At 70.7% G+C, this 23,074-nt stretch carries 18 protein-coding genes and 2 tRNA genes; 14 read left to right on the top strand and 6 right to left on the bottom strand.

Going from position 1 to position 23,074, the window contains the following annotated elements:
- Positions 1 to 60: 60 nt before the first annotated feature.
- From IE272_RS10200 to IE272_RS10190, 3 genes are all read left to right on the top strand, one after another.
- A complete protein-coding gene (locus IE272_RS10200) occupies positions 61 to 684 on the top strand; it encodes a DUF3566 domain-containing protein (RefSeq protein WP_007447367.1) in 624 nt (207 codons plus the stop codon).
- Positions 685 to 755: 71 nt separating this feature from the next.
- Positions 756 to 832 (top strand) — tRNA-Ile (locus IE272_RS10195).
- A 258-nt stretch (positions 833 to 1,090) separates the two neighbouring features.
- Positions 1,091 to 1,387, top strand: a complete 297-nt coding sequence (locus tag IE272_RS10190) for a DUF3303 family protein (RefSeq protein WP_073740976.1) — start codon at positions 1,091 to 1,093, stop codon at positions 1,385 to 1,387.
- 116 nt (positions 1,388 to 1,503) lie between these two features.
- Here the strand turns inward: IE272_RS10190 and IE272_RS10185 are convergent, their stop codons facing one another.
- Positions 1,504 to 1,881: a DUF6344 domain-containing protein gene (locus IE272_RS10185; RefSeq protein WP_056702136.1), complete on the bottom strand. Its 378-nt coding sequence runs from the start codon at positions 1,879 to 1,881 to the stop codon at positions 1,504 to 1,506.
- Positions 1,882 to 2,172: 291 nt separating this feature from the next.
- On the opposite strand from IE272_RS10185, the gene IE272_RS38640 reads away from it, so the two are divergent.
- A complete protein-coding gene (locus tag IE272_RS38640) occupies positions 2,173 to 2,307 on the top strand; it encodes a DLW-39 family protein (protein ID WP_003958712.1) in 135 nt (44 codons plus the stop codon).
- 330 nt (positions 2,308 to 2,637) lie between these two features.
- Positions 2,638 to 3,972 (top strand): hypothetical protein, encoded by a 1,335-nt coding sequence (locus tag IE272_RS10175; RefSeq protein ID WP_056702754.1) that lies wholly within the window; start codon positions 2,638 to 2,640, stop codon positions 3,970 to 3,972.
- 14 nt (positions 3,973 to 3,986) lie between these two features.
- Here the strand turns inward: IE272_RS10175 and IE272_RS10170 are convergent, their stop codons facing one another.
- Together IE272_RS10170 and IE272_RS10165 are read right to left on the bottom strand one after the other, a co-directional pair.
- A complete protein-coding gene (locus IE272_RS10170; RefSeq protein ID WP_190006684.1) occupies positions 3,987 to 5,351 on the bottom strand; it encodes a serine/threonine protein kinase in 1,365 nt (454 codons plus the stop codon).
- Between the two features lie 139 nt (positions 5,352 to 5,490).
- The gene (locus IE272_RS10165) at positions 5,491 to 6,039 is read right to left on the bottom strand and encodes a helix-turn-helix domain-containing protein (protein ID WP_032790318.1); all 549 of its coding nucleotides are present in this window, start codon (positions 6,037 to 6,039) and stop codon (positions 5,491 to 5,493) included.
- Positions 6,040 to 6,217: 178 nt separating this feature from the next.
- Between IE272_RS10165 and IE272_RS10160 the strand changes: the two genes are divergently transcribed.
- From IE272_RS10160 to IE272_RS10125, 8 genes are all read left to right on the top strand, one after another.
- Positions 6,218 to 6,290 (top strand) — tRNA-Ala (locus IE272_RS10160).
- 272 nt (positions 6,291 to 6,562) lie between these two features.
- On the top strand, positions 6,563 to 6,889 hold the full coding sequence (locus IE272_RS10155; RefSeq protein ID WP_050359843.1) for an acyl carrier protein: 327 nt from the start codon (positions 6,563 to 6,565) through the stop codon (positions 6,887 to 6,889).
- Positions 6,879 to 12,668: a type I polyketide synthase gene (locus tag IE272_RS10150; protein ID WP_190006683.1), complete on the top strand. Its 5,790-nt coding sequence runs from the start codon at positions 6,879 to 6,881 to the stop codon at positions 12,666 to 12,668. The genes IE272_RS10155 and IE272_RS10150 overlap by 11 nt, the downstream gene beginning before the upstream one ends.
- The gene (locus IE272_RS10145; protein ID WP_079044221.1) at positions 12,665 to 14,365 is read left to right on the top strand and encodes a long-chain-fatty-acid--CoA ligase; all 1,701 of its coding nucleotides are present in this window, start codon (positions 12,665 to 12,667) and stop codon (positions 14,363 to 14,365) included. Before IE272_RS10150 ends, IE272_RS10145 begins: the two co-directional genes overlap by 4 nt.
- Complete coding sequence (locus IE272_RS10140) at positions 14,358 to 15,353, top strand: LLM class flavin-dependent oxidoreductase (RefSeq protein WP_190006682.1); 996 nt, start codon at positions 14,358 to 14,360, stop codon at positions 15,351 to 15,353. Before IE272_RS10145 ends, IE272_RS10140 begins: the two co-directional genes overlap by 8 nt.
- Before the next feature lie 43 nt (positions 15,354 to 15,396).
- Positions 15,397 to 16,185, top strand: a complete 789-nt coding sequence (locus IE272_RS10135; RefSeq protein WP_098891041.1) for a thioesterase II family protein — start codon at positions 15,397 to 15,399, stop codon at positions 16,183 to 16,185.
- Positions 16,186 to 16,349: 164 nt separating this feature from the next.
- Entirely contained in the window at positions 16,350 to 17,054 is a 705-nt protein-coding gene (locus tag IE272_RS10130; RefSeq protein ID WP_050359840.1) for a TetR/AcrR family transcriptional regulator, read from the top strand.
- A 200-nt stretch (positions 17,055 to 17,254) separates the two neighbouring features.
- On the top strand, positions 17,255 to 18,460 hold the full coding sequence (locus tag IE272_RS10125) for a cytochrome P450 (protein ID WP_190006681.1): 1,206 nt from the start codon (positions 17,255 to 17,257) through the stop codon (positions 18,458 to 18,460).
- A gap of 81 nt (positions 18,461 to 18,541) precedes the next feature.
- On the opposite strand, the gene IE272_RS10120 is transcribed toward IE272_RS10125, so the two are convergent.
- Entirely contained in the window at positions 18,542 to 20,035 is a 1,494-nt protein-coding gene (locus tag IE272_RS10120) for an MFS transporter (protein ID WP_073958271.1), read from the bottom strand.
- 93 nt (positions 20,036 to 20,128) lie between these two features.
- Here IE272_RS10120 and IE272_RS10115 point away from each other — a divergent pair, with 93 nt between their 5' ends.
- A complete protein-coding gene (locus IE272_RS10115) occupies positions 20,129 to 21,121 on the top strand; it encodes a helix-turn-helix transcriptional regulator (protein ID WP_190006680.1) in 993 nt (330 codons plus the stop codon).
- Positions 21,122 to 21,183: 62 nt separating this feature from the next.
- Here the strand turns inward: IE272_RS10115 and IE272_RS10110 are convergent, their stop codons facing one another.
- Together IE272_RS10110 and IE272_RS10105 are read right to left on the bottom strand one after the other, a co-directional pair.
- Positions 21,184 to 22,413, bottom strand: a complete 1,230-nt coding sequence (locus IE272_RS10110; RefSeq protein ID WP_190006679.1) for a cytochrome P450 family protein — start codon at positions 22,411 to 22,413, stop codon at positions 21,184 to 21,186.
- A gap of 72 nt (positions 22,414 to 22,485) precedes the next feature.
- The gene (locus IE272_RS10105) at positions 22,486 to 22,860 is read right to left on the bottom strand and encodes a nuclear transport factor 2 family protein (protein ID WP_050359836.1); all 375 of its coding nucleotides are present in this window, start codon (positions 22,858 to 22,860) and stop codon (positions 22,486 to 22,488) included.
- Between the last annotated feature and the right edge of the window lie 214 nt (positions 22,861 to 23,074).

Genomic DNA, 23,074 nt, shown 5'->3' with positions numbered 1-23,074 from the left:
GCTTCCGGAGCTGGAGCGAACGGTGCCCGTGGCCCTGCCACGGACTCCCAAGGGGGCACTGTGACGGACACACGAGGACCTCAGCCCCAGTACGAGGGTTACGCGACCGGGCCCCTGCCCGGCGAGCGTGAGCCCGCACCGGGGCCGTCGGGGCCGTACCACCCGCCCCAGGCGTACCAGGCGCCCGGCGGCGGAACCCAGGGCGGCCAGCAGCGCCCCGGACAGCCGGCCGGCGGCACGCTGGGCGGTGCGCAGGGCGTGGGCGGCGCTCAGGCGACGCGCAAGCCGCGCACGGGGGCGCGGACCACTCCGCGTACCCGCAAGGCCCGTCTGCGGGTGGCCAAGGCCGACCCGTGGTCGGTGATGAAGGTCAGCTTCCTGCTGTCGATCGCGCTGGGCATCTGCACGGTGGTGGCGTCGGCGGTGCTGTGGATGGTCATGGACGCGATGGGCGTCTTCGAGACCGTCGGCGGCACGATCAGCGAGGCCACCGGCTCGAACGAGAGCAACGGCTTCGATCTGCAGTCGTTCCTGTCGCTGCCGCGCGTGCTCATCTTCACCTCGGTCATCGCCGTGATCGACGTGGTGCTGGCCACCGCGCTGGCGACGCTGGGCGCCTTCATCTACAACCTTTCGGCGGGCTTCGTGGGCGGCGTCGAGCTCACGCTGGCCGAGGACGAGTAGCGCGCCGAGTATCGATTTTGGGACTGGCCCCGACGTGCGCTAATCTTCAGAAGTCAGCGCGACAGCGCGGCGGGGCTATAGCTCAGTTGGTTAGAGCGCATCCCTGATAAGGATGAGGCCACAGGTTCAAATCCTGTTAGCCCCACCAGCACGAAGGCCCCTCACCGGAGACGGTGGGGGGCCTTCGGCGTATCCGGCCGACATCGGGCCGATCAGCGGAACTTCCAGAGATTTCGCCCGCGCGAGGCGTCCGCGCCGGGTGCTTCAGATCATGACGAAGGGCAGCCTGGATGGTGGACGACAAGTCACCGCCGGGACCACCCGCGGAAGGCTGGTCCCGGTGCACCGAATGTCAGGGAGCTCGGACGGAAGCCCGCCGGTCGCCCTGGACGGAAGGAGCGATGTCATGAGGGTCATGCTGAGAGCTCACATGGACACGCAGATCTCCAATGAGGCCATCAAGAACGGCTCACTGCCGGAGATCATGAAGTCGATGACGGAACGGCTCGAGCCGGAGGCGGCCTACTTCGGGCCCGGCGAGGGCGGACGGTGCTGCACCTTCGTCTTCGACATGCAGGACAGTTCGCAGCTGCCCACCATCGCGGAGCCGCTCTTCGAGGGGCTCGGCGCGAGGATCGAGATCCAGCCGGTGATGAACAGCGAAGACCTGCAGAAGGGCCTTGCCGCGCTGCAGCAGGGCTGAGCTGCTCGCTCTCACCCGTGCGTGCCGCCGACGTCGCGGGGCGGCCGGGCGCGTGGAAAGGGCCCCCGACCGGTGTGAACCGGACCAGGGGCCCCGGAATGCGGTGGGCGCCGGGATCAGGGGGGTGGCGCCGGGGAGTCGCCTTCCGGGGCTGTGTGGTGGGAGTCGGCCGGGCCGGTCGTGCGGGCGGTCTCCGCGGGGTCGAGCGACAGGTGCCGGGTGGCCGGGGACGAGCCGTGGGCCTCGGCGCGGATGCGCTGCTTCATCGTGGGCGGGAGGGCCCGGTCACGCGGAAGGGTCCATCGGACCGAGGGGGCGATCGGGGTTGCCGCGGTGGCGGCCGTGTGCTCCTGGGTCGTGGTGCTCGGCTGCGCCGCGGCGTTCGTGGCGTTCGCGGTGCTCGCCGTGGCGGTGGCGAGGCCCAGCGACGCCAGGAGGGCGAAGAAGGCGGTGATGAAGGCGGTCCAGAGGTTCTTGGGCTGGAAGGTGCTCATGGCCCCTCGCTTTCGGACGGTCCGGTTGCTGACTTCTCCGATCATGTGGATCCGGGCCGTGATTTCGGGGAGCGACGCCCGCTCTGCGCCGATCTTCGGATTAACACCACTCGTATGGTGCAACCGGGCTGGACAGGCCCTCGCGGGCGGTCGGAAGAGGGTGCCGGGAGGTCGTTCGGGGCGCCGTGGAGGGGGTGCTCCGGGGGTCCGGGCAGGTCACCGATCGGTATCGGCCGGTGTGTATAGTCGGCGACAGAAGGCCCTTACGCCAAGGAAAGACGAGGTCGCGCGGTGAAGAAGCTTCTCCTGGTCGCACTGGCCGCCATCGGCGGGCTCCTCGTGTACCGCCAGATCCAGGCGGATCGCGCCGAGCAGGATCTGTGGACGGAGGCGACCGACTCCGTGCCCGCAGGTTCGGGTGTGTGAGACGGCACAGTCTGTTACGGGCCCCGGTCGCTGAGCGGCCGGGGCTTCGTGCTGTTCGGGGCCCGTTCGCCGGCGAACGGGCCCTTTGTCGTGCGCGCGCTTTGGCGTACGACAGTGACGCCGTGCCTCTCGGCCTTCTGAGTTCACCGGAGCACAGAGATGAATTGCTCCAGTGAACTCCGGTGGGGTGCAGGCGGGGGCGTGAACGCGGACAAGAGGGGGCAATTCGGCTGTGGCCGGAGACAGCGGCGGTGCGGGCGGGGCAGGATGGACCGGCATCCGGCCGGGCGGTCGACGGCACCGGCGCGTGAGGACGACGAGGGGAAGCGCGTGAAGAGGCAGCGCAACAGGGGCCGGGTGGTGGCCGCGGTACTCGCGGCGATGTGCGCGGCGGCGGCCCTGCCGGGGCAGGCGCACGCGGCCGGACCCGGGGTATACGCGTTCGACCCCGAAGCGAAGAAGGTGCAGGGGGCGACGGCGAACGTCGAGGCGTCCGAACTCGACGAGGGCGTCCCGTACCGCAGCACGATCGGGCCGGGCGAGAAGCTCTACTACCGGGTCACGCTGGACGAGGTCTCCGCCGCCTATGTCTCGGCGGTCGCGGTGCCCGGCGACAGCGGCAAGGCCGCCTACGGCGACGGCATCAACGTCAGCCTCCGGGAGACCGACGACACCCAATGCAGCTCGCAGCGGGCGAACTTCGGCGCCGGCGAGTACGCGCGTCCCATCGCCGCATATGTCTCCCGGACCATCAAGGAAGGCAGCACCACCTGCCAAGAGAGCGGCCAGTACGACGTCCTCGTCGAGCGCGAGAGCAAGGAGACGTCCAACCCCGATGCCTGGAACCTGGAGTTGCGCTTCCTCCAGGAGCCGCGGCTGAAGAGCGGGTCGTCCATGCCGACCGAGGGGCCCGGCAGTTGGCCATCGGCCTCGGCGAAGCCGCTGACCGGCAAGCAGCAGAAGCGGACCGGAGGGGCCGGGTTCTCCGAGGCCACCAGCCTGGAGAACGGCCGTTGGCAGGACACGGTCGCCCCGGGGCAGACCCGCTTCTACCGGGTTCCGGTGGACTGGGGGCAGCAGATCCACGCCACCGCCGGGCTTTCCAACAGCACGAGCGCCACCAAGGACTTCGTGGGCAGCGCGCTCACCCTGTCGCTGGACAACCCCGCCCAGGGGCATGTCTCCGACGCCACCCTGTCGTACTCCGGAGGGCCGGCTTCCGCGTCCCTGAGGCCGCTGCCGCCGGTCGCCTACCGCAACCGGTTCGACCCCTCGACCCAGGTCAGCGCCATGCGCTTCGCGGGCTGGTACTACCTGTCGGTGTCCCTCAGCCCGAAGCTCAAGGAGTCCTACGGGGACGAGCCGATCCCCTTCGAGCTGGCGGTTCAGGTGAAGAACGACGCCGGGACGTCTCCGTACGAGGGTGACGCCGGGGTCTTCGGCGTCACCGACCAGGACCGGGAAGTGGCCCGGAAGGGGAAGAACGCCCGGGAGGCCGCGCGGAGCGGCCCGATGACGGTGGTCGCCGCGGCCGGGATCGGCACGGGGTCCGTGCTGGTGCTCGGGCTGGGCGTCTGGACGCTGCTGGCCCGCCGCCGCGCCGTCGGGGCCCCCGCCCCCGGTTCGCCTGCCGTCGGGGGCCACCAGCCGCCGCAGGGCCGGTAGTCGGCCCGGGAACGTCAGATCTGGGTCAGGGCCCAGATGCCGACCGCGAAGCAGATCAGCGCCACCACCAGCACCGGGACCGCCACCTTCGGGGGCGGTCCCGGACGCGTCCGGCTCCCGGGCGCGTGGGGCGCGGCGTGCTGCACCGGCGGGGCCGGCACCGGGGTCTGCCGCTGCTGGGCGGTGTAGGCGCGGGTGGCGACGGGATCGCGCGGCACGTCGGAGGTCGGCGCCTGGGAGAGATCCGGCGCGCCGACGGCGTACGGGGGCGGCGCGTCCGCCGTGAACGGTGCGGCCGGCGGCTGCTGGAACCCCGGCTGCTGGTGGGGCTGTTGCTGCGACGGCGAGGCTTCGGGCGGCGGCGCGAGGTGGAAGCTGCCCGTCTCCGACATCGACGTGGGGGGCGGTGCGGAGGGCTGCCCGCCGGACCCCGGAGCGGTCTGCCGCGCCGGTCCGGACGCGGCCGCGGGGGCGGGCTCACCGGGCTGCTGAGGGGCGGTCACGGGCCCGTCGGGGCCGAATCCCGGCGGCAGCGGCCCGATCTGGTCGAACACCTCCACCGGCTCGTCGTCCGGGCCGGGTTCGGGCAGCATCTCGACGGCCGCGGTCAGCGCCTTGCGCGCGCCCGTCGCGGTCCGGAACCGGGCGTGCGGGTCCGGCTGGAGCAGACCGGCGAGAACCTGCCACAGCGGCTCGGGGATGCCGTCGGGGGCGCTCGGGGTGCCGTGCGCGGCGAAGTGCTCCACCAGCGCCCGGGAGTCGGGCTTCTGGCCCTGGATGAGGTAGAGCGCGACCAGGCCGACCGCGAAGAGGTCCGCGGGGAAGTCGGGCTCGGCGCCCATCATCTGTTCGGGGGCGAAGTAACCGGGCGTACCGACCACGTAGTTGGTCTCGGTCAGCCGGGGTTCGCCCTTGCGCATCGAGATGCCGAAGTCGGAGAGGCGCAGATGCGGGCGGCCCGTTCCGGTCGCCTCCATCAGGATGTTGGCGGGCTTGATGTCGCGGTGCACCACCCCCTCGGCGTGCACCGTGGAGAGGCCGGAGAGCAGCTGGTCCAGCAGCAGGCAGACGAAGCGCGGGGGCAACGGGCCGTAGTCGCCGATGACATGGGCGAGCGAGCCGCCGCTCACCAGGTCCATGGTGAACAGGACCTTGTCGTCGTCGGCGGCCCAGCTGGCCGGGGCCAGCACGTGCGGGTGCTCGATGCGCAGGGCCTGCTCGCGGACGAAGCGCAGCAGCGTGTGCGCGTCGCTCTGCTGGAGCACCTTGGCCGCGACGTACCTGCGGCGGCGGTGGTCCCAGGCGCGCCAGACGGCGCCGACCCCGCCCCGTCCGATCGGATCGATCAGCTCGTACCGACCAGCGAAGACCTCACCCATTGTGCTGCGCCCGCTCCCCGTTCCCGTGGTGCCGCGGCGTCCGCCGCGGCCCGTGTCCGGCCCCCGTGTGCTGCCGGCACCAGGGCGCTGCGCGGTGCGCGCGGGCCCTGGCTCCGTCGTCCGTCGTGGTCCGGAGCCGCTAGCTCTGGTGCCCCTCGTAGTGCGCGACCGCGTCCGCGGTGCGTCCCGCTCCGTACACCTTGAGGAACTCTGCCAGCTCCGGGTGGGTCGGGGCGAGGGCGTCCGAGGCATCGATGATGTCGCCGGCCGCCGCGACCGACCGCAGCAGGGACTGGATCTCGCGCACCACACGACGCACGGTGGGAGCGCCGCCGGTGGAGGTGGTCTGGCCGGTGGCGGTCAGGACCGACCCGCCCTGCGACTTCTTGATCTCCTCCATGCGGTCGGTGGCCTCGCCCGCGCTGACGCTGCCGTCGGCCACCTGGCTCGCCAGCTCCTGGAGGGCCTGGACGCGCTGGACCACCGCGGGATTCCCGATCTTGGCCCGCTGGCCGCTCATCAGCTGGGAGAGCATCGGGGCGGAGAGCCCGAGAACGGCGGCCAGCCGGGCCTGGTTCAGGCCGAGATCATCGATCAGCCGACGGAAGAGCGCCCCCAACGGCTCCCCGTACCAACTGCGTTGAAGCTCTCTGGCTCTTGCCGTCGCCTCTTGTTGCGCTGCGTCCATGGCGTCTCCCCATCGCTGCGGCTTCGCTGCTGCGAACCTTGCGAGCATCTTACGGAGCGTGGTCGTTCACCGGGAGTCCCTATCCTTTTGCAGGATTACGGGGGTCACCCGGTACTCTGGTCTGCGACGGTAGCCCTGGCGCGGATGTGCTCGGCGTTGCCCTCGTTCGTTGTGACCCGGGGCCTTAGCTCAGTTGGTAGAGCGCTGCCTTTGCAAGGCAGATGTCAGGAGTTCGAATCTCCTAGGCTCCACAGTTTCAAGACCCCTCTGACCTGCGGAAACGCAGTCAGGGGGGTCTTTTTCTCGTCCTGGAGCCGGCGGCCCCCGTCCGGCGCGGCCGTACGACGCGGCGACCCGGACCGCCATCGAGGTGTGTCCTATGGCCTGTCCGCTGGCCTGGAGCGTCTCCCCCGGAACGTCAGCCCTCGATCAGGGGAACGTCAGGCGCCGCTGTTTGTATCGGGGAGCAAGGCGGGCGGTGCGGAAGCATGCCCCCGCTTCTACGCGAAGGGGTGGGACGGAGATGGCTGATTCTCTGCACGCCGACGGACACCTGAGCGGCCTCTCTGGGGTCGAGCGGCGTGAAGCGCTGGAAGAGCTCGTCGCCGGCCGGTTCAAGGAGGCCCTGCTGATGGGGGCGGACGAGGAACTGGAACGGGACACGAGCTTCTTCGACCTCGGCCTCACCTCGCTACGGCTCAACGAGCTGAGGAAAGAGCTCGAAGGGCTGCTGGGCGTGGCCATCGACGCGACGGTGCTGTTCAACCAGCCGACGGTGGGCCGGCTCGTGGATCACCTGGCCGTGCCCGCCGACCAGGACAAGGACAGGAGGCGCACGGATGCCGCATGAGTTTGCGGACGAGGCCGCCGGGAACACCGTCGAGAGCCTGTTGCGCGAGAAGTACGAGCCGATCGCCATCGTGGGCATGGGACTGCGCTTCCCGGGCGGGAGCGAGTCGCCCGACGCGTTCGACGCGTTCCTGCGGGAGGGCCGGTCGGGTATTCGGCCCCTTCCCGAGGACCGCTGGGACGCTGCCGCGTTCACTCCCTCGGATCCCGACGAGAAGGGTAAGATCCAGACGGCGGGCGGGGGGTTTCTCGACCGGATCGACCTGTTCGACGCGTCCTTCTTCAACATCTCGCCCAAGGAAGCGCAGTACATCGACCCCCAGCAGCGTCTGGTGCTGGAGACGGCCTGGCACGCGCTGGAGAACGCGAACATCGACCCCACGCCGCTCCGGCGCGGCAACGGTGGCGTGTACGTCGGGGCGAGTTCCATCGACTACGCGCTGGAGATCGACGCACTGCCCTACGAGGATCTCGACGGGCACCTCGCGTCCGGCATCACCATGTTCCCGCTGTCGGGCCGACTCTCCTACTTCCTCGGGTGGCGCGGTCCGAGCGTCAGCGTGGACACGGCCTGTTCCTCGTCGCTGAGCGCGCTGCACATGGCGGTGCAGGGGTTGCGCGGGGGCGAGTGCGACATCGCCCTGTGCGGGGGTGTCAACGCCCTGCACCACCCGCGGATCATGGTGATGTTCTCGCACGGCCAGATGCTCGCTCCCGACGGGCAGTGCAAGACCTTCGACGACGCGGCCGACGGCTACGTGCGTGCCGAGGGGTGCGGGATGCTGGTGCTCAAGCGCCTGTCCGACGCCGAGCGGGACGGTGACCAGGTGCTCGCCCTGGTCCGCGGTACCGCGATCGGCCAGGACGGGGACAGCGCCGGGCTGACCGTGCCCAACGGCCCGGCACAGGAGCTGGTGATCCGCCGGGCTCTGGAGGCGGCGCGCCTCGAACCGCGCGACATCCAGTACGTGGAGGCGCACGGCACCGGCACCCCGATCGGCGACCCGATCGAGCTGGGTGCGATCAATGACGTCTTCAGCCGGTCTCACACCCGGGAACAGCCGCTTCTGGTCGGTTCGGCGAAGACCAACCTCGGCCACATGGAGCCCGCCTCCGGTGTCGTCGGTGTGATCAAGACGGTGCTGCAGCTGCGCTCCGGCACGGTGTATCCGCACCTGAACCTGAACACACCTTCCGCCCGTATCCCCTGGGATACGTATCCGATCCGGGTGCCCACCGAGCGGATGCCCTGGCCCGGGGAGACCCGGCGCGCGGTGGTCAACAGCTTCGGATTCGCGGGCACCATCTCGGCCGTCGTCCTGGAACAGGCGCCGACGCGGCAGTCGTCAGCCGTACCGGAGACGACCGGGGGCGAGCGGGCGGCGGCGGTCTTCACCGTGTCCGGCAAGAGCGCCGCTTCGCTCCGTGACCAGCTGGAGCGGTACCGGAGCTTCCTCGCCGACCATCCGGACACGGATGTCGAGCGTCTCTGCTACACCACCAACGTCGGCCGGGCGCACTTCTCCCATCGGTTTTCCGCGGTGGTCCGGGACCTGGAGGGGCTCAAGGCCGTCGTCGACGCCCGCCTGGCTGTCGACGAACCCCTCGCTCCGGCCACATCGCGCAGGACGGCCTTCCTGTTCAGCGGGCAGGGTTCGCAGCGCAGCGGCATGGGTGCGGACCTCTACCGGAGGTTCCCGGTGTTCCGCGCCTGCGTGGACGAGTGCGACCGGATCCTCACGCCCCATCTGGCGGTCTCCGTACGCGACCTGCTCCTCGGGACGGCCGATGACGCCGAGCTGATCCACCGCACCGAGTACACGCAGCCTGCCCTGTTCACCCTGGAGTACGGGCTTGCCCAGCTGTGGATGTCCTGGGGTGTACGTCCCACCGTGCTCATCGGGCACAGCATCGGCGAGGTCGTCGCGGGAGCCGTGGCCGGACTGTTCACGCTGCCCGACGCGCTGACACTGGTGGCCGCCCGTGCCCGGCTGATGCAGTCGGTACGGGCGCCCGGTTCGATGGCGGCCGTGTACGCCTCCGCCGACGAGGTTGAACCGCTGCTCGCGGAGTCGGCGGACCTCGCTCTGGCAGCGGTGAATGCCCCGGGCCAGTGCGTGGTCTCGGGCGCCCGGGAGCCGCTGGACAAGCTCGTCCGGCGGTTGCGTGAGCGCGGCCTGCGGGTCGAACCGCTCTCCGTGTCGCACGCTTTCCACTCCCCGCTGATGCACGAGGTGTTCGACGAGTTCCGGGCGGCGCTGGACGGCATCACCTTCCATGAGCCGACCATCGCGATGGTCTCCAATGTCACCGGCAGGCCGGCCACGTACCGCGAGATAGGGACGCCCGAGTACTGGGTGGCCCACATCGGGCAGCCCGTGCTCTTCATGGACGGTGTCCGCGCGATCGAGAAGCGCGGCCGCCACAGCTTCGTCGAGGTGGGCCCTTCGGCGACGCTGACCGCCCTCGCCAAGCAGTGCCTCACGGCGGCCGACCACCACTGGGTGGCCAGCCTGCACCGTCGTGACCGCGGCGAGGACGCCGCCCTGCGCGGCCTCGCCGACCTCTACGCGGTCGGCAGCCCGGTGGACTGGCGCGGACTGCACACGGGGCGCGAGCTGTCCCGTGTGGCACTTCCCGACTACGCGTTCCAGCGCAAGCGCTACTGGCTGCCCGTCGAGGGCGCGGACGCGCGTGCCAGGGGCGCGGCGAACCAGGGCCCGGGGGCCCACCCGCTGCTCGGCCGGGAGGTGCTGAGCGATCCGCAACGGCCGGAGGCCACCGAGGACGGACGGGTCTTCACCACCGTCCTGGGCCCGGGGAACCCGGAGTACCTGGCCGACCACCCGGGGCCCGACGGTGAGGCCACGGTCCCGTCGGCCGCCTACGTCGAGATGCTGCTCGCCGCGCAGGACGCGGTGTACGGCCACACGCGGGGAACCGTGCGCGATGTGACCCTGCACAGCCCGCTGGTGCTGCCGAAGGACGCCCTCGTGGAGGTCCGCACCCGGTTGCGGACGATGCCGGACGGGGACACGGCCGTCGACGTGGTCAGTGGGCCGACGGACGACGAGATCACTCTCGCCACCGCCACGCTCACCCGACAGTCCGCGGACGGGGGGCCCGCGTCCGGCCTGGACCGGCTCGCGGAGGATCCCGGTGAGGTGTGCGAGGAGGCCGGACCGGCGGACATCTACACCGACTTCGCCTCGGTGGGCCGCGCCTACGGAGACAGGTTCCGGCTGCTCACCGGAGTGACCAGGCACCGGAACGGGGTGTGCACGGCCGAGGTCACGCTACGGCAACCGTGCCTGGGTGAGCAGATTCCCGTCGAGGCGCTCGAATGCGCCCTGCTCGCGATGACGGCACTGGACGAGGACAGCCCCGCGTTCACTCCGGCCGGTTTCGGCAGCGTACGGCTGTTCAAGAAGCCGCGTGGGCGGCAGGTGCGCGTGGTCGTGCGGATCACGGCGCGGGGGAGGACCTCACGGACCGCGGACCTGCTGCTCCTGGAGGAGGGGCTGCCCGTCATCGAGCTGACCGGTGTACGGCTGCTGCCCGCCCCCGCGGAGACCGGGGAGGACCGGCCGCCGGCGCCCGCGCCGTTCCTGCACCGGCCGGCCTGGTTGCGCCGGGGCGTGGGGCCGGGCACCGACCCGGCACCCCGCCATGTGCTGGTACTCGGCGACCGGCGCGGATGGCTGGCCGCGGCCGGGGAGCGCGCCGACGAGGCCGGCACGCGGCTTTCCTTCGTCGCTTCGGCCGAAGAGCTGACCGTCGCGCTCGGTGATGCCTCGGTCAGCGATGTGTGCTGGCTGTGGCAGGCGGACGGCACGGAGATGTCCGCCTGCCGGCTGCGCGCGGAGTGCGAGCGCAACTACCGGGAACTGCTGGCGCTGACGGCCGCGTTGTCGGGCGCCGACCCGGCACGGCCACCCCGCCTCTGGCTGGTCACCGAGCGAGGGCAGTGGCTGCCGGGTGACCGGCCTGGCACCGGTGAACAGCTGGCGGCGGCGACACTGTGGGGCTTCGGCCAGGTGCTGCTCAACGAGTACCCGCAGCATCGCGCCACGCTCGTCGACGTGACGGGCGACACCGACCCCGCCGTCCTGCTGGAGGAGTGGCGGTCCCAGGACAGCGGCGAGTACCAGGTCGCCTACCGGGGTGGGCGACGCCATGTGCGCCGCCTGCTGCCCGGTGAGCACACCCCGGCGTGGGAGGGCGGATTCGCGTTCCGCACCGAGGATCCCGAAACCGCGCCGGACGCATCCCCTGCCACTGGCCCGGCCGGGCCCGTGCTGGTCCCCGCGCAGGACATCGCCCCCTCGGGCGACGAGATCCAGGTGCTCGTGCACCTGGTCCCGCTGACCGACGACGACCTGATCGGGACCGGGGTGCCCGGTGCCGAATGCACCGGCACGGTCATCGGGGTGGGAGAGCGGGCCGGGTTCGCGGTCGGTGACCGTGTCGTGGTGCGTCACCCGGGCACACTGCGGCGGACCGTCACCGTGCCGTCCGCCGCGGCCACGGCCGCGCCGGAACCGGTCGGTACCGGCGCCGGGGAGCCGCGGGCCGCCGAGACACCCGGTGATGTCTACGGGATCGACGAGGTGGCGGAGGCGCTCGACGCCGCGCGCCGCGGGACAGCGGTGGTGTCCCTCCTCCCTGCGCCGGACCGCCGCCACACCGCACCGGCCGGTGTCCGGCCGGACCGCCGTTATCTGGTGTCCGGCGGCCTCGGCGGGCTCGGGCTGGTCACCGCGGAGAAGCTCGTCGACCTGGGAGCGCGGCATCTGGTCCTCGTCAGCCGCAGCGGCCGGCCGACCCCGGAGGCCGCGGAACTGCTCGCGGGCCTTTCGGAGCGCGCCGAGGTCCGGATCGTCCGGGCGGACCTCGGCTCTGCCGAGGACATGGCCGAGGTGGCCGCCGAAATCCGGAGCTCCGCCGTGCCGCTGGGCGGCATCGTGCATGCGGCAGGCGCCGCGGGCAAGTCCCTGATCGGTGCTCTGACCTGGGAGGCCATCGATGACCAGTTGCGCGCCCAGGCGTACGGCGGCTGGCTGCTGCACGAGCTGAGCCTGGACTTCCCGGACCTCGACTTCTTCCTCGTGCACTCCTCGATCGCCGCCGTCCTCGGTGGCGCCACCCAGGCCCACTACGCGGCCGCCTTCTCCTTCCTGGACGGCTTGGTGGCCTACCGGGCCCGGCAGGGGCTGCCCGCCCTCGCGGTCAATTGGGGTGCGTGGGCCAGGGTCGGCATGTCGGCCCGGCTCGACGACAACCTCGGCCGGGAGCTGCAGCGCAGCGGCGTACGGTACTTCTCCCCCGCTCGCGCCCTGCGCGTCCTGGAGGGCCTGATGGCCGGGTCGGCCGTGCAGCGGCTGGCGGGCGCGTTCGACTGGGACGCCTACGTCGCGCCGAGCCTGCTCGACAACGCCCTCTACTCGGCTCTGGTCCGCCACCGCCCGCGGGACGACAACGGCTTCGACGTGGGCGCGCTGCTCGCCCTGCCGGAGGGCGAGCGCCGTACGGCGATCGGCCGGACCGTGCTGGAGAGCCTCGCGGCCGCGCTGCACGTCGAGGACGCCGAGGAGGTGGACTTCACGACCGAGTTCGTCGCTCTCGGCCTCGACTCCCTGATGGCCCTCGACTTCCGTACGTCCCTGGAGTCGGTCTTCCGGGTCGCCCTGCCCGCCACCCTCACCTTCGACCACCCCTCGCCCCAGGAGGTGACCGAGTTCCTCGACAGCCGGCTCACCTCCGCACCGGCGGCCCCATGAGCGCCGTGAGTCTGTCGAAGCCGGGACCGAGAGCCCACAGAACCGTCGAGTGTTCGGAGGAGAATGTGAGGGTAACCAGGGACTGGACGCTGGTCGCTACGTCCCGCAGGCACGCCCGTGGTCGTGCCGGACACACCGCGATCCGCTGTGCGGACCGGCAGGTCAGCTACGCGGAGCTGCACGGGACGAGCAACCGCGTGGCGCATGCGCTGCGTGCCGCCGGAGTGGGGCGCGGCACGCGGGTGGCCTACCTCGGCCGCGAGTCCGAGTACTACTACACCGTCATTCTGGGCTGCGCCAAGGCGGGAGCCGTCCTGGTGCCGGTCAACTGGCGGCTGACCGCAGGGGAGGTCGACCACATCCTGCGGGACTCCCGCGCCGAACTCGTCTTCTTCGACGTGGAGTTCACGGAGTCGGTGGAACGGGCGCGGGCCGGTCTGCCGGGCCCGTTGACCCTGGTCCCCGTCGACCGGCCCGGTATCCAGGACCCCGGCGCGGGCCTGCGGCAGTGGTGGACAGACATGCCGTCGGCCGACCTCGATCCCGGTACCGGACCGGACGACGCGGTGGTGCAGATCTACACGAGCGGCACCACGGGCAAGCCCAAGGGCGCGGTCATTCCGCACCGTAGCTTCTTCACCCTTCCCGACAGCTTCGCGGCCGCGGGCGTGGACTGGATCGACTGGCTTCCGGACGACGTCAGCCTCATCTCGCTGCCAGGTCTGGGGACCGCCGGCATCGGCTGGTTCATGCACGGCTTCAACGCCGGTCTCACCAATGTGGTGATGCGCGCGTTCATCCCGCAGGAAGCGGTCCGCCTCATCCGTGAACACGGTGTGACCACCACCTTCGCGGCGCCGGCCATGCTCCAGATGATGCTCGACGAGGACACCGCCGATCCGGCCGCCTTCCGGTCGATGCGCAAGATCGCCTACGGCGGGGCACCGATCAGCGAGAGCCTGCTCGTACGTTGCATGGAGGTGTTCCGCTGCCAGTTCGCGCAGATCTACGCCAGCACCGAGACCGCCAGCGTGGCGGTGTGCCTGCCGCCGGCCGAACACCGGCCGGGCAGCCCGGTGCTGCGCTCCGCCGGCCTCGTGTGCCCCGGCAATGAGTTGAAGATCATCGACGAGGAGGGCGCGGAGCTGGAGCCGGGGCGGATCGGACAGGTCTGCGTCCGGACCCCGGCCGCGATGCTCGGGTACTGGAACCTGCCCGAGGCGTCCCGGCAGACCCTCGTCGACGGCTGGCTGCTCATGGGAGACGCCGGCTATCTGGACGAGTCGGGGCATCTGTTCCTGTGCGACCGGATCAACGACACCATCATCGTGGCCGGGCAGAACATCTATCCGGCCGAGGTGGAGCAGCAGCTGGCGGAGCATCCGGCGGTGGCCGACTCGGCCGTCGTCGCCGTGCCGCACCCTCAGTGGGGCGAGGCCGTGCACGCCTGCGTGGTGCCGCGGCGGGGGGCCCGGGTCACTCCGCGGGAACTCCTGCTGTTCCTGCGCGGGCGGCTGGCCGACTACAAGATTCCCGTCGCCTTCCAGCTCGTGGACGAACTGGAGCGCAACCCCGCGGGGAAGATCCTGCGGCGGGCCGTGCGGGAGAAGCTGCTCGCGACTGTCGCCCGGGCGGACGACGGCCGGTCCGCCGACAACCCCCACTCCCCGGACCGGAACGGAGTACGACATGGCTGACCGTTCCTTCACCGGGGTACCGGACATCGGTGTCCTGCTGCCCACCCGCGAGCACGCGATCCAGCGCGACTTCTCGGCGGCCCCCCTGCTGGACTACGCGCGCCGGGCCGAGGATCTCGGGTTCGACTCCGTGTGGGCGGGCGACTCGCTGACCGCCCGTCCACGTCTCGATCCGCTCGTCCTGCTGTCCGCGGCCGGCGCGGTGACCAGCCGGGTCACCCTCGGCACCGCCGCGCTCACGGCCGCGCTGCGGCATCCGCTCATGGGGGCCAACACGATCGCCGCCCTCGACCAGGTGTGCCGGTCCCGGTTGATCCTCGGGCTGGGCGCGGGCTTCCCCGTTCCCGAGTCCGAGGCGGAGTTCGCCGCCGTCGACGTCCCCTTCCAAGGCCGGGTGGGACGCCTCGACGAGACGGCGGAGCTGTGGCGTACCGCCTGGCGCAGCACCCAGGACGGGGCCCCGGCCGACTTCGCCGGGCGGCGTTGGCAGGCCGGCGGCCTCGACGGGCTGCCGGCACCGCACCGGCCGGGCGGTCCGCCGCTGTGGCTGGCCAGCTCCGACACGCCCCGCGTCCTTGAGCGGGTCGCCCGGCACTACGACGGCTGGCTGCCGTTCCTGCCCTCGGCCGCGGCCTACGGCCGCGCCCGGCAGCGGATCGCGGAGCTGACGGTGGCGGCGGGCCGGCCCGTGGACGCGGTCACCCCGGCGCTGTACGCCACCATCACGGTCGACGCCGACCGGGAAAGGGCCCGCCGAGAGCTGGATCACTACCTCCAGCAGTACTACGGCCGGACGCTGGACCAGATGTCCGAACTGCAGGCATACGCATGGGGCAGTGCCGAGGAGTGCGCGGAGTGGCTCGCGGGCTATGTGAGGGCCGGTGCCCGCCACGTCATCCTGCGCGTGGGGTCCCTGCGTCCCGAATCCCGGCTGAAGGAGATCGCCGACACGGTGCTGCCGGCCTTGCGGAACCGACCCGGCCGGTGAGCCACGCCGGTCCACGTACGACACTTCGTAGAAGGGGATATCGGTGAAGGAATCCATAGTCAAGAAGGTGTCCGCAGCGGGACAGTGGTTCCAGCCAAGCGAGTTGGAGCCGGATGCCAAGGTGCGGCTCTTCCTCTTCCCGCACGCGGGCAGCGGGGCGATCATCTACCGCGACTGGGCGGACCTGCTGCCATCCGACATCGGCGCCCAGGCGGTGACGCTGCCGGGCCGTCAGGAGCGCCGTGAAGAGACGGCGTACACGGAATGGGAGCCGTTGCTCGAAGGGGTCTACGAAGCGGTGCTCGCCGAGGGCGACGACCGGCCGTTCGCCTTCTTCGGGCACTGCCTCGGGGCCCAGCTCGCCTATCACCTCTCGGTCCGCATGCACGAGGACGGCGTGCGAGGGCCGCTTCTCGTGGGGATGTCCGGCTGGGCGCCGACGGGGTTCTTCAACCCGACCAAGGAGCACATCGGCATGCCGGAGGAGGAACTGGTCGGCTGGATCAAGAAGTTGGGGTCGTTCCCGGCTGAGATCTACGACAACCCGGAGATGCTGCAGATGGTCATCCCGGCGCTGCGGGCCGACCTCTCGGTCGCGGCGCAGCGGGTGGACGAGGGGGCCATCGTGCCCTGCCCGCTGGTGTCCTACGGCGGCAAGTCCGACCCTCTGATGGAGGAGGAGGACGCCTTCGCGTCATGGGTGCCGCGCAGCCCGCAGTACCTGGGGCACAGCGAGTACTCGGGCGGACACTTCTTCATCGACAAGCACGCGCTCGCGGTCACGTCGGACTTCACCCGCCATCTCTACCGGCTGGCGGCGGCCCAAGCCTGATATCCGGGACGATCTCGTGCGGGCGGCTGTGCGGTTCCGGTGCTTCCCGGGACCGCACAGCCGTTTGGCCTGCGCTGATTACCTAGGACGTAATCGACAAGTGACGGATCGTCCTGAAAGTGTGGGGAAGGTCAACAGGCAACCGGTACAGAGAGGTTCCGTTCATGCAGTCCGAGGTTCGTGCTGGAAAAGAACAGAACGAGATCGCCGACCGGATCAAGTGGGAGGCGATGCTCGTCGTGTCGCGGCACGGCGGCGACGACCTGTCCGTCGAGGACGCGGCGCGCCGGGCGGGCATCGAGCCGGCGCTGGCCAAGGAGTGTTTCGGCAGCCGTGACGCCCTGCTCACCGCGATCATCCTCGACGCCTACCACGCGATGGGCGACAGCGCCGAGCACGGCGCGCGTCAGGCCCAGGAGGGCGGCGGTGGCTACCTGGAGCGGTGGCTCGGAGTCTGCCGCGGGGTGCGCACCTGGGCCGTCGCCAACCCCCTGCATTTCGCGCTCGTCTGGGGGCCGCCGCTGAAGGACTACGACGCCCCGGTGGAGACGATGGAAGCCGGCGGGCGCACTCCGGTGGCGCTCATCGCGATCGTCCGTGAGGCCGTCGAGGCCGGGGCGCTCCGGGACCACGCGCTCACCCCGCCGCTCGACGACGCGATGCTGCGCAATGTGGAGATCCTTTCATCCAGCATTTCGGCGGGACTGCCCGACATCGTCATCGCACGCATGAATATTGCCTGGACGCAGTTGCTCGGCATGAGCGGCTTCGCCGTCTACGGGCATATCGCGGGCGTCGCCGCCGATCCCGTCGCGTTCTTCGATCATGCGGCGTCGGCCATGGGTGAATACGTCGGACTGCCGCGCTGAACGAACGCCCCCTATCCGGAACGCGCCTTTCTCGGCGGCTTTCCATGGCCGCCGAACGGAATGCGCCAGGGCCGTGACCCCAGGGACTGACCCCTGTCAGTCCGGCGTCAGACAGGGGTCAGCAGGGCGTCAGCATGTCCACGAATAGTGGGTGACCAGGCACGGTCCGCGTCACCCACTTGGACAAGCGAGGTACGAGAATGCTCGACACGCAAGAGGACGTCCTCGACTGGCCCTTTTCCCGCACACCTTCCGGCTGCCCGGCGGGGATTCTGGCCGAACTGCGGGAGCGGCCGCCCAGCGCTGTCCGGATCCCCGCCGGCACGATGGGCTCCCAGCTCGCCTGGCTGGTGACCCGTTATCCCGATGTGCACCAGGCGCTGAAGGACCCGAGGCTGAGCGCCGACGAGCTCGCGCCGGGCGCTCCGGCACGGCTTCAGGTGCCCCAGGAGGGCCGCCCGAGCTCCTTCCTCCGCATGGACGATCCGGAGCACAGCAGGCTGCGCGGGATGATCGCGTCGGAGTTCACCGCCCGCAAGGTGCGGTCCATGCGTCCGGCGATCCAGCGGCTCGTCGACGAACTGCTGGACGAGCTGGCGGCGTTGCCGCAGCGCGCGGATCTGCATGATGTCTTCTCGATGCGGCTGCCGACGCTCGTCATCGCACGGGTGCTCGGTGTCCCCGACGAGGACTCGGAGTTCTTCACGGAGAAGACGCGCGGTGCCCTCTCCCAGGGTGACCCCGCCGCTTCGTACACGGCGTTTCTCGAGATGACGCGGTACCTGGAGGACATGGCCGACCGCGGTCTCCGGAAGCCGGGGGACGACCTGATGGGCCGGCTCGCCGCCCGGAGGGCCGCGGGCGAGATCACCCGGGACGAGATCGTGGGCATCGCCAGGCTGGTCCTGGTGGCGGGCCACGAGACCACCACCAACCAGATCGCGCTGAGCGTCCTCAGCCTGCTCCAGGACCCCGGGCTGCGCGCCCAGGTGCTGGCCGATCCGGCCGCGCTGGTCCCCCGGTACATCGAGGAGTCCATGCGGTTCTGGTCGCTGTCCCAGGACGCCATCCTGCGCGTCGCCCTGGAGGACATGGAGCTCGGCGGGGTGGCCGTGCACAAGGGGGACGCGGTGGTCATCTCCATCCCGGCCGCCAACCACGACGAGTCCGTCTTCGCCGACGCGGGCCGCATCGACGTCCACCGGGACACCAGTGCGCATCTCCAGTGGGGGCTCGGCCCGCACTACTGCCTGGGTGCTCCGCTCGCCCGGCTCGAAATGGAGCTCGCGCTCACGTCGCTCTTCGAGCGCTTCCCCGGGCTGAAGCTGGCCACGGACGACGTCAACGCCCTCTTCCGCAAGGAGACGGTGTTCCACGGTCTGGACTCGCTGCCGGTCAGCTGGTAGCCGCCGGACCCGGAAAGCACCGGGCTTCACCACCGGGTCGCGGGTGGTGAAGCCCGGCTTCCTTGTGCGCGGGGGCCGGAGTCAGAGCACCGGCTGCTCCATCGCGCCGGCTTCTTCTCCGTCCACCTCGCCCGCGGCCGTGCCCGGGGCGGTCGAGCCCGGCTTCGGCAGCGCCTGGACGAGCAGGGTGACGATGACCGGGAAGGCCACGATGACGGCGATGCTCAGGTAGAAGGCCTTGGGGTACGCGTCGAGCGCGGGTGAATCCCCGATGGTGCCGAAGAAGACGAGACCGACGAGCGAGACACCGAGCGCCGCGCCGCCTTCCATCGCCGTGGAGAGCACACCGGACGCCGACGAGGCGTGCTTCGGGTCGACCCCGGCCATGGCGGCACCCGGCAGGGGTGCGGCGACCAGGCCCATGCCGAAGCCGGCGACCAGCAGACCGGGGGCGACCCAGCCGGCGGTGCCGTCCACGCCGATCTGCGCGACGATCACGCCGACGGTCCCGTAGCCGATCGCGACCAGCCCCGCGCCGAGGGCGATGACCTGGTTGCCGATGCGCGCGGCAATCCTTCCGGCGAGGAACGACGAGCCGAAGAAGCCCGCGCTCATCGTGGTGAAGAGCAGCCCCGACGACAGCGGTTCCCAGCCCCTGCCTTCCTGCATGTAGATCGCGAACAGCAGGAAGAAGGAGCCCATCGACATGAAGTAGACGAAGTACGCGGTGATGCCGACGGTGAAGCCGCGCTCACGGAACAGTCCCGGGTCGATCAGCGGCGCCGCGTTCTTCGCGGCGAGCCGCCGCTGGTGGGTGATGAGCAGGGCGAACAACGGCACGGCCGCGATCAGCGACAGCCACGCCCACAGCGGCCAGCCCTGCTCCCGGCCCTCCAGCAGCGGCAGCACCACGGCGGCGAGGCTCACGCTGGCCAGCGCGGCGCCCGCCAGGTCCAGCCTGACGCCGGACTGGGTGCGGATGTCGGGGACGGTCCGGGGTGTCAGGGCGAGGATCACCAGGCCGATCGGGATGTTGATCAGGAAGACGGTCCGCCAGTCGAGCCCGGCGATGTCGAGGGCGATCAGCACGCCGCCGATGACCTGCCCGCACAGACCGGACAGGCCCAGCATGAGCCCGTACGCGCTGAAGGCCCGGCCCCTGGCCTCACCGGTGTAGACGTGGCTCACGATGGCGAGCACCTGCGGGGCCAGCATCGCCGCGGCCAGCCCCTGGATGACGCGGGCGACGATGAGGAACCAGATGGAGGGTGCGAATCCGCACGCCGCCGACGCGACGGTGAAGAGGGCGAGACCGACCAGGAACATCCGGCGGGGGCCGTAGATGTCACCCATCCGCCCGCCGGTGATCAGTCCCACGCAGAGGGCGGCGCCGTAGCCCACCATGACGAGCTGTGTCTCGGGCGGGCTGGCGCCCAGGTCGCTCTGGATGGACGGGATGGCGACATTGGCGATGAAGAAGTCCAGGAAGGCGATGAAGCCGCCGATGAGGACGACGGCTAAGGCTGCCCAGGAGGGGCGGTCGGCTGCGCGAGCGGCAGTCTGTGGACTGGTCATGTCGTGGTCTTCCATCCTTCGTCGAGTGAACGGGTCCGAGGCTAGGTCCGGGTCACTGACACCTACTGTCAGTGACCCGCATACTCTTCATCCATGCGGGCTAGTCGGTTGGTGAGCATCCTGTTGCTCCTGCAGACGCGAGGCCGGATGACCGCACGGGAACTGGCGGAGACCCTTGAGGTGTCGGTGCGCACCGTCTACCGGGACATGGACTCGCTCGTCGCCTCCGGTATCCCGCTGTACGGCGAGTCCGGCCCGGACGGTGGATACCGCCTGCTGGAGGGCTACCGGACCCGGCTCACCGGACTTACCGCCGACGAGGCCAGGGCCCTGTTCCTGACCGGGCTGCCCGGGGCCGCGGCGGACCTCGGGCTCGGCTCCGTGGCGGCCGAGGCGCAGCTGAAGCTGACCGCCTCCCTGCCGCCCGAGATGCGCGAGCGCGCCGAGCAGGCCCGGCAGCGGATCTACGTCGACGTCCCCGGCTGGTACCAGGACTCCGAGGTGACCCCCCTGCTGGCCACGGTGGCGGGCACGGTATGGAACCAGCAGCGGGTGCGGATCCGGTACGAACGCTGGGCCACACCGCACGAGGTGATCAGGATCGTGGACCCGTACGGAGTGGTCCTCAAGGCGGGCCGCTGGTATCTGGTTGCGGGGTCGGCACGTGGCGTCCGCACCTATCGGGTCTCCCGGATCACTGAACTGGAGCCTCTGACGGAGTCGTTCACGCGGCCTGCCGGATTCGACCTGGCGGTGCACTGGCGCGAGTACCTGGCGGGCTTCGACGCACGCCGGTACCTGGACCAGGCGGTGCTGCGCCTGTCGCCCGAGGCGCTCAGGAGTCTCGGGCAGGTCCTCGAATCGGCGGCGGCGCGGGCCGCGGAGGAGTCGGCGGGCCTCCCCGACGCGGACGGCTGGACGCGGGTGGTGGTTCCCGTCGAGTCCGCCGAACGGGCGCTCCCCGCGCTGCTTTCGCTGGGCCTGGGCGCGGAGGTGGTGGGGCCGCCGGAGCTCCGGGAGACGCTGCGGCGCACGCTCGCCGAGATGCTCGCCCGATACGAGGACGACGGCCCCGCGCAGGACTGAGGAAGACCTGCCCGGGGCCGCCCCGCCGGCGCGGGCAGCCGCCTCGGCTGCCGCACGCGGAGTCAGCGTTCCCGGCCGCCGGGGGTGAAGCGGACGGGGAGGTTCTGCAATCCGCGCATGACGACGCCCAGTCGCCACTCAAGCTCTCCCCCGTCCACGGCGAGCCGCACCTCGGGCAGCCGCCGCAGCACGGACCCGATCGCGATCTGACCCTCGAGGCGGGCCAGCGGGGCCCCCAGGCAGTAGTGGATGCCGTGCCCGAAGGCAACGTGCTGGTTGTCCTCGCGGGAGATGTCGAAGCTGCCGGGACCGGCGAAGCGGGACGGGTCGCGGTTGGCGGAGGCCAGTACGACCAGGAGCGACTGGTCCGCGGGAATCTCCACGTCACCGACTTTGACCGGGCCGGTCGTGAAACGCCAGGTGGCCGTCTCCACCGGACCGTCGTAGCGGAGCATCTCCTCCACCGCCGCGGGGAGCAGCGACTCGTCGGCGCGCAGGACGGCGAGCTGCTCGGGGTTGTTCAAAAGGGCGAGCATGCCGTTGCCGATGAGATTCACGGTGGTCTCGTGCCCGGCCACCAACAACAGGAAGGCCATCCACACGACTTCGTCGTCGTCGAGGGAGTCGCCGCCCTCGGCGACCGACACCAGTGCGGAGAGCAGCCCGTCGTCCGGCTCGGTATGCTTGCGCTTCACCAGGTCGGTCATGTAGGCGCTCAGTTGCTCGAATGAATCCTGTAGTTGGGGCAGCAACTCCTCGTCCTCGGAGACCAGGATCGAGGTCCAGCGTCGGAAGTCGTCCCGGTCGGCCGTCGGTACGCCGAGGAGCTCGCAGATCACCGTGATCGGCAGGGGGAACGCGAGATCGTCGATCAGATCGGCGCTGCCCTTCGCCGCCACCTCGTCGAGCAGCGCATCGGTGATCTCCTGGATCCGGGGGCGCAGCTCACGCACCCGCCGGGCGGTGAACGCCCGGACCACCAGCTTGCGCAGCCGGGTGTGGTCGGGCGGGTCGCTGTTGAGCATGTGCGCCATCAGCTGGAAGTTGTCCTGCCCGCCGGCCTCCGCCATGGCGCTCCGCAGCCGCTCGGGCACATTGGCCGGTGCCTTGGAGAGGCTCGGGTCGGCGAGCGCCGCGCGGGCGTCCGCGTAGCCGGTGACGAGCCAGATGTCGCCGTAGCCCGGCAGGTGCACCTGGTGTGCGGGGCCCGATTCCCGTAACCGGGTATAGAAGTCATGGGGGTTGGACTTGAACAACGGGTTGGTCACATCGAACGTCACAAGGTCGCTCACTGGGTTCTCCTCGCCGCGCTGGGGCGCGGCCGGGCCCGGAGGCACCCGGCCGCAGTTCGCTGGGTGCCGGGACTACGGGGAAGCGGGCAGCGCCTCGGGGAACTGGTGGTCGGTGCTGACCAGGCCGTCCAGGTCGAGGATCAGGTACTCCGTGCCCCGCGCGGCCACGGGCCCGCCCGCCGCGGGCACCATGTCCCAGGTGATCCGCAGGGCGCCGTGATTCTGCGCGTAGTCATTCAGCCGGAAAATGAAACCCTTGGCACCGAATTCCTCGTACGCCTCGCGAACAGCCGTTTCGACGCCCTCGTGCCCGCGGAACTCCTGTCCGGTGTTGGCATACAGGGCGTCCGGAGCCCAGATGTCCTTGACGGCCTGGCGACGGCGGTCCGAATCCTTTTCGTTCCAGGCGGCGATATAACGGTCCACGAGCGCGGTGCTGCTGCTCAACGGAGTGATCCTTTCACGGGAATTGACACGGCGGGTTTGTTTACCGTCCGACGCCGTCAGCGTTTCACCCGGCCAACGGGCTGTCCATTACCTGACGAGTAATGCGGGTATACCGAAACCGGGATGTTCGGGAGCCATGTCAGTCAGTCATCAGTAGCCGGTCAGCAGGATCTAGGAGGCTGCTGTGCGGCCTAAGTCGCCCGTGCTCTCCTAG

Source organism: Streptomyces anulatus, from assembly GCF_014650675.1.
Classification (GTDB): Bacteria; Actinomycetota; Actinomycetes; order Streptomycetales; family Streptomycetaceae; genus Streptomyces; species Streptomyces anulatus.
Note: the sequence above shows the minus strand (reverse complement) of the source record. Positions and strands in the feature narration are given on the sequence as shown.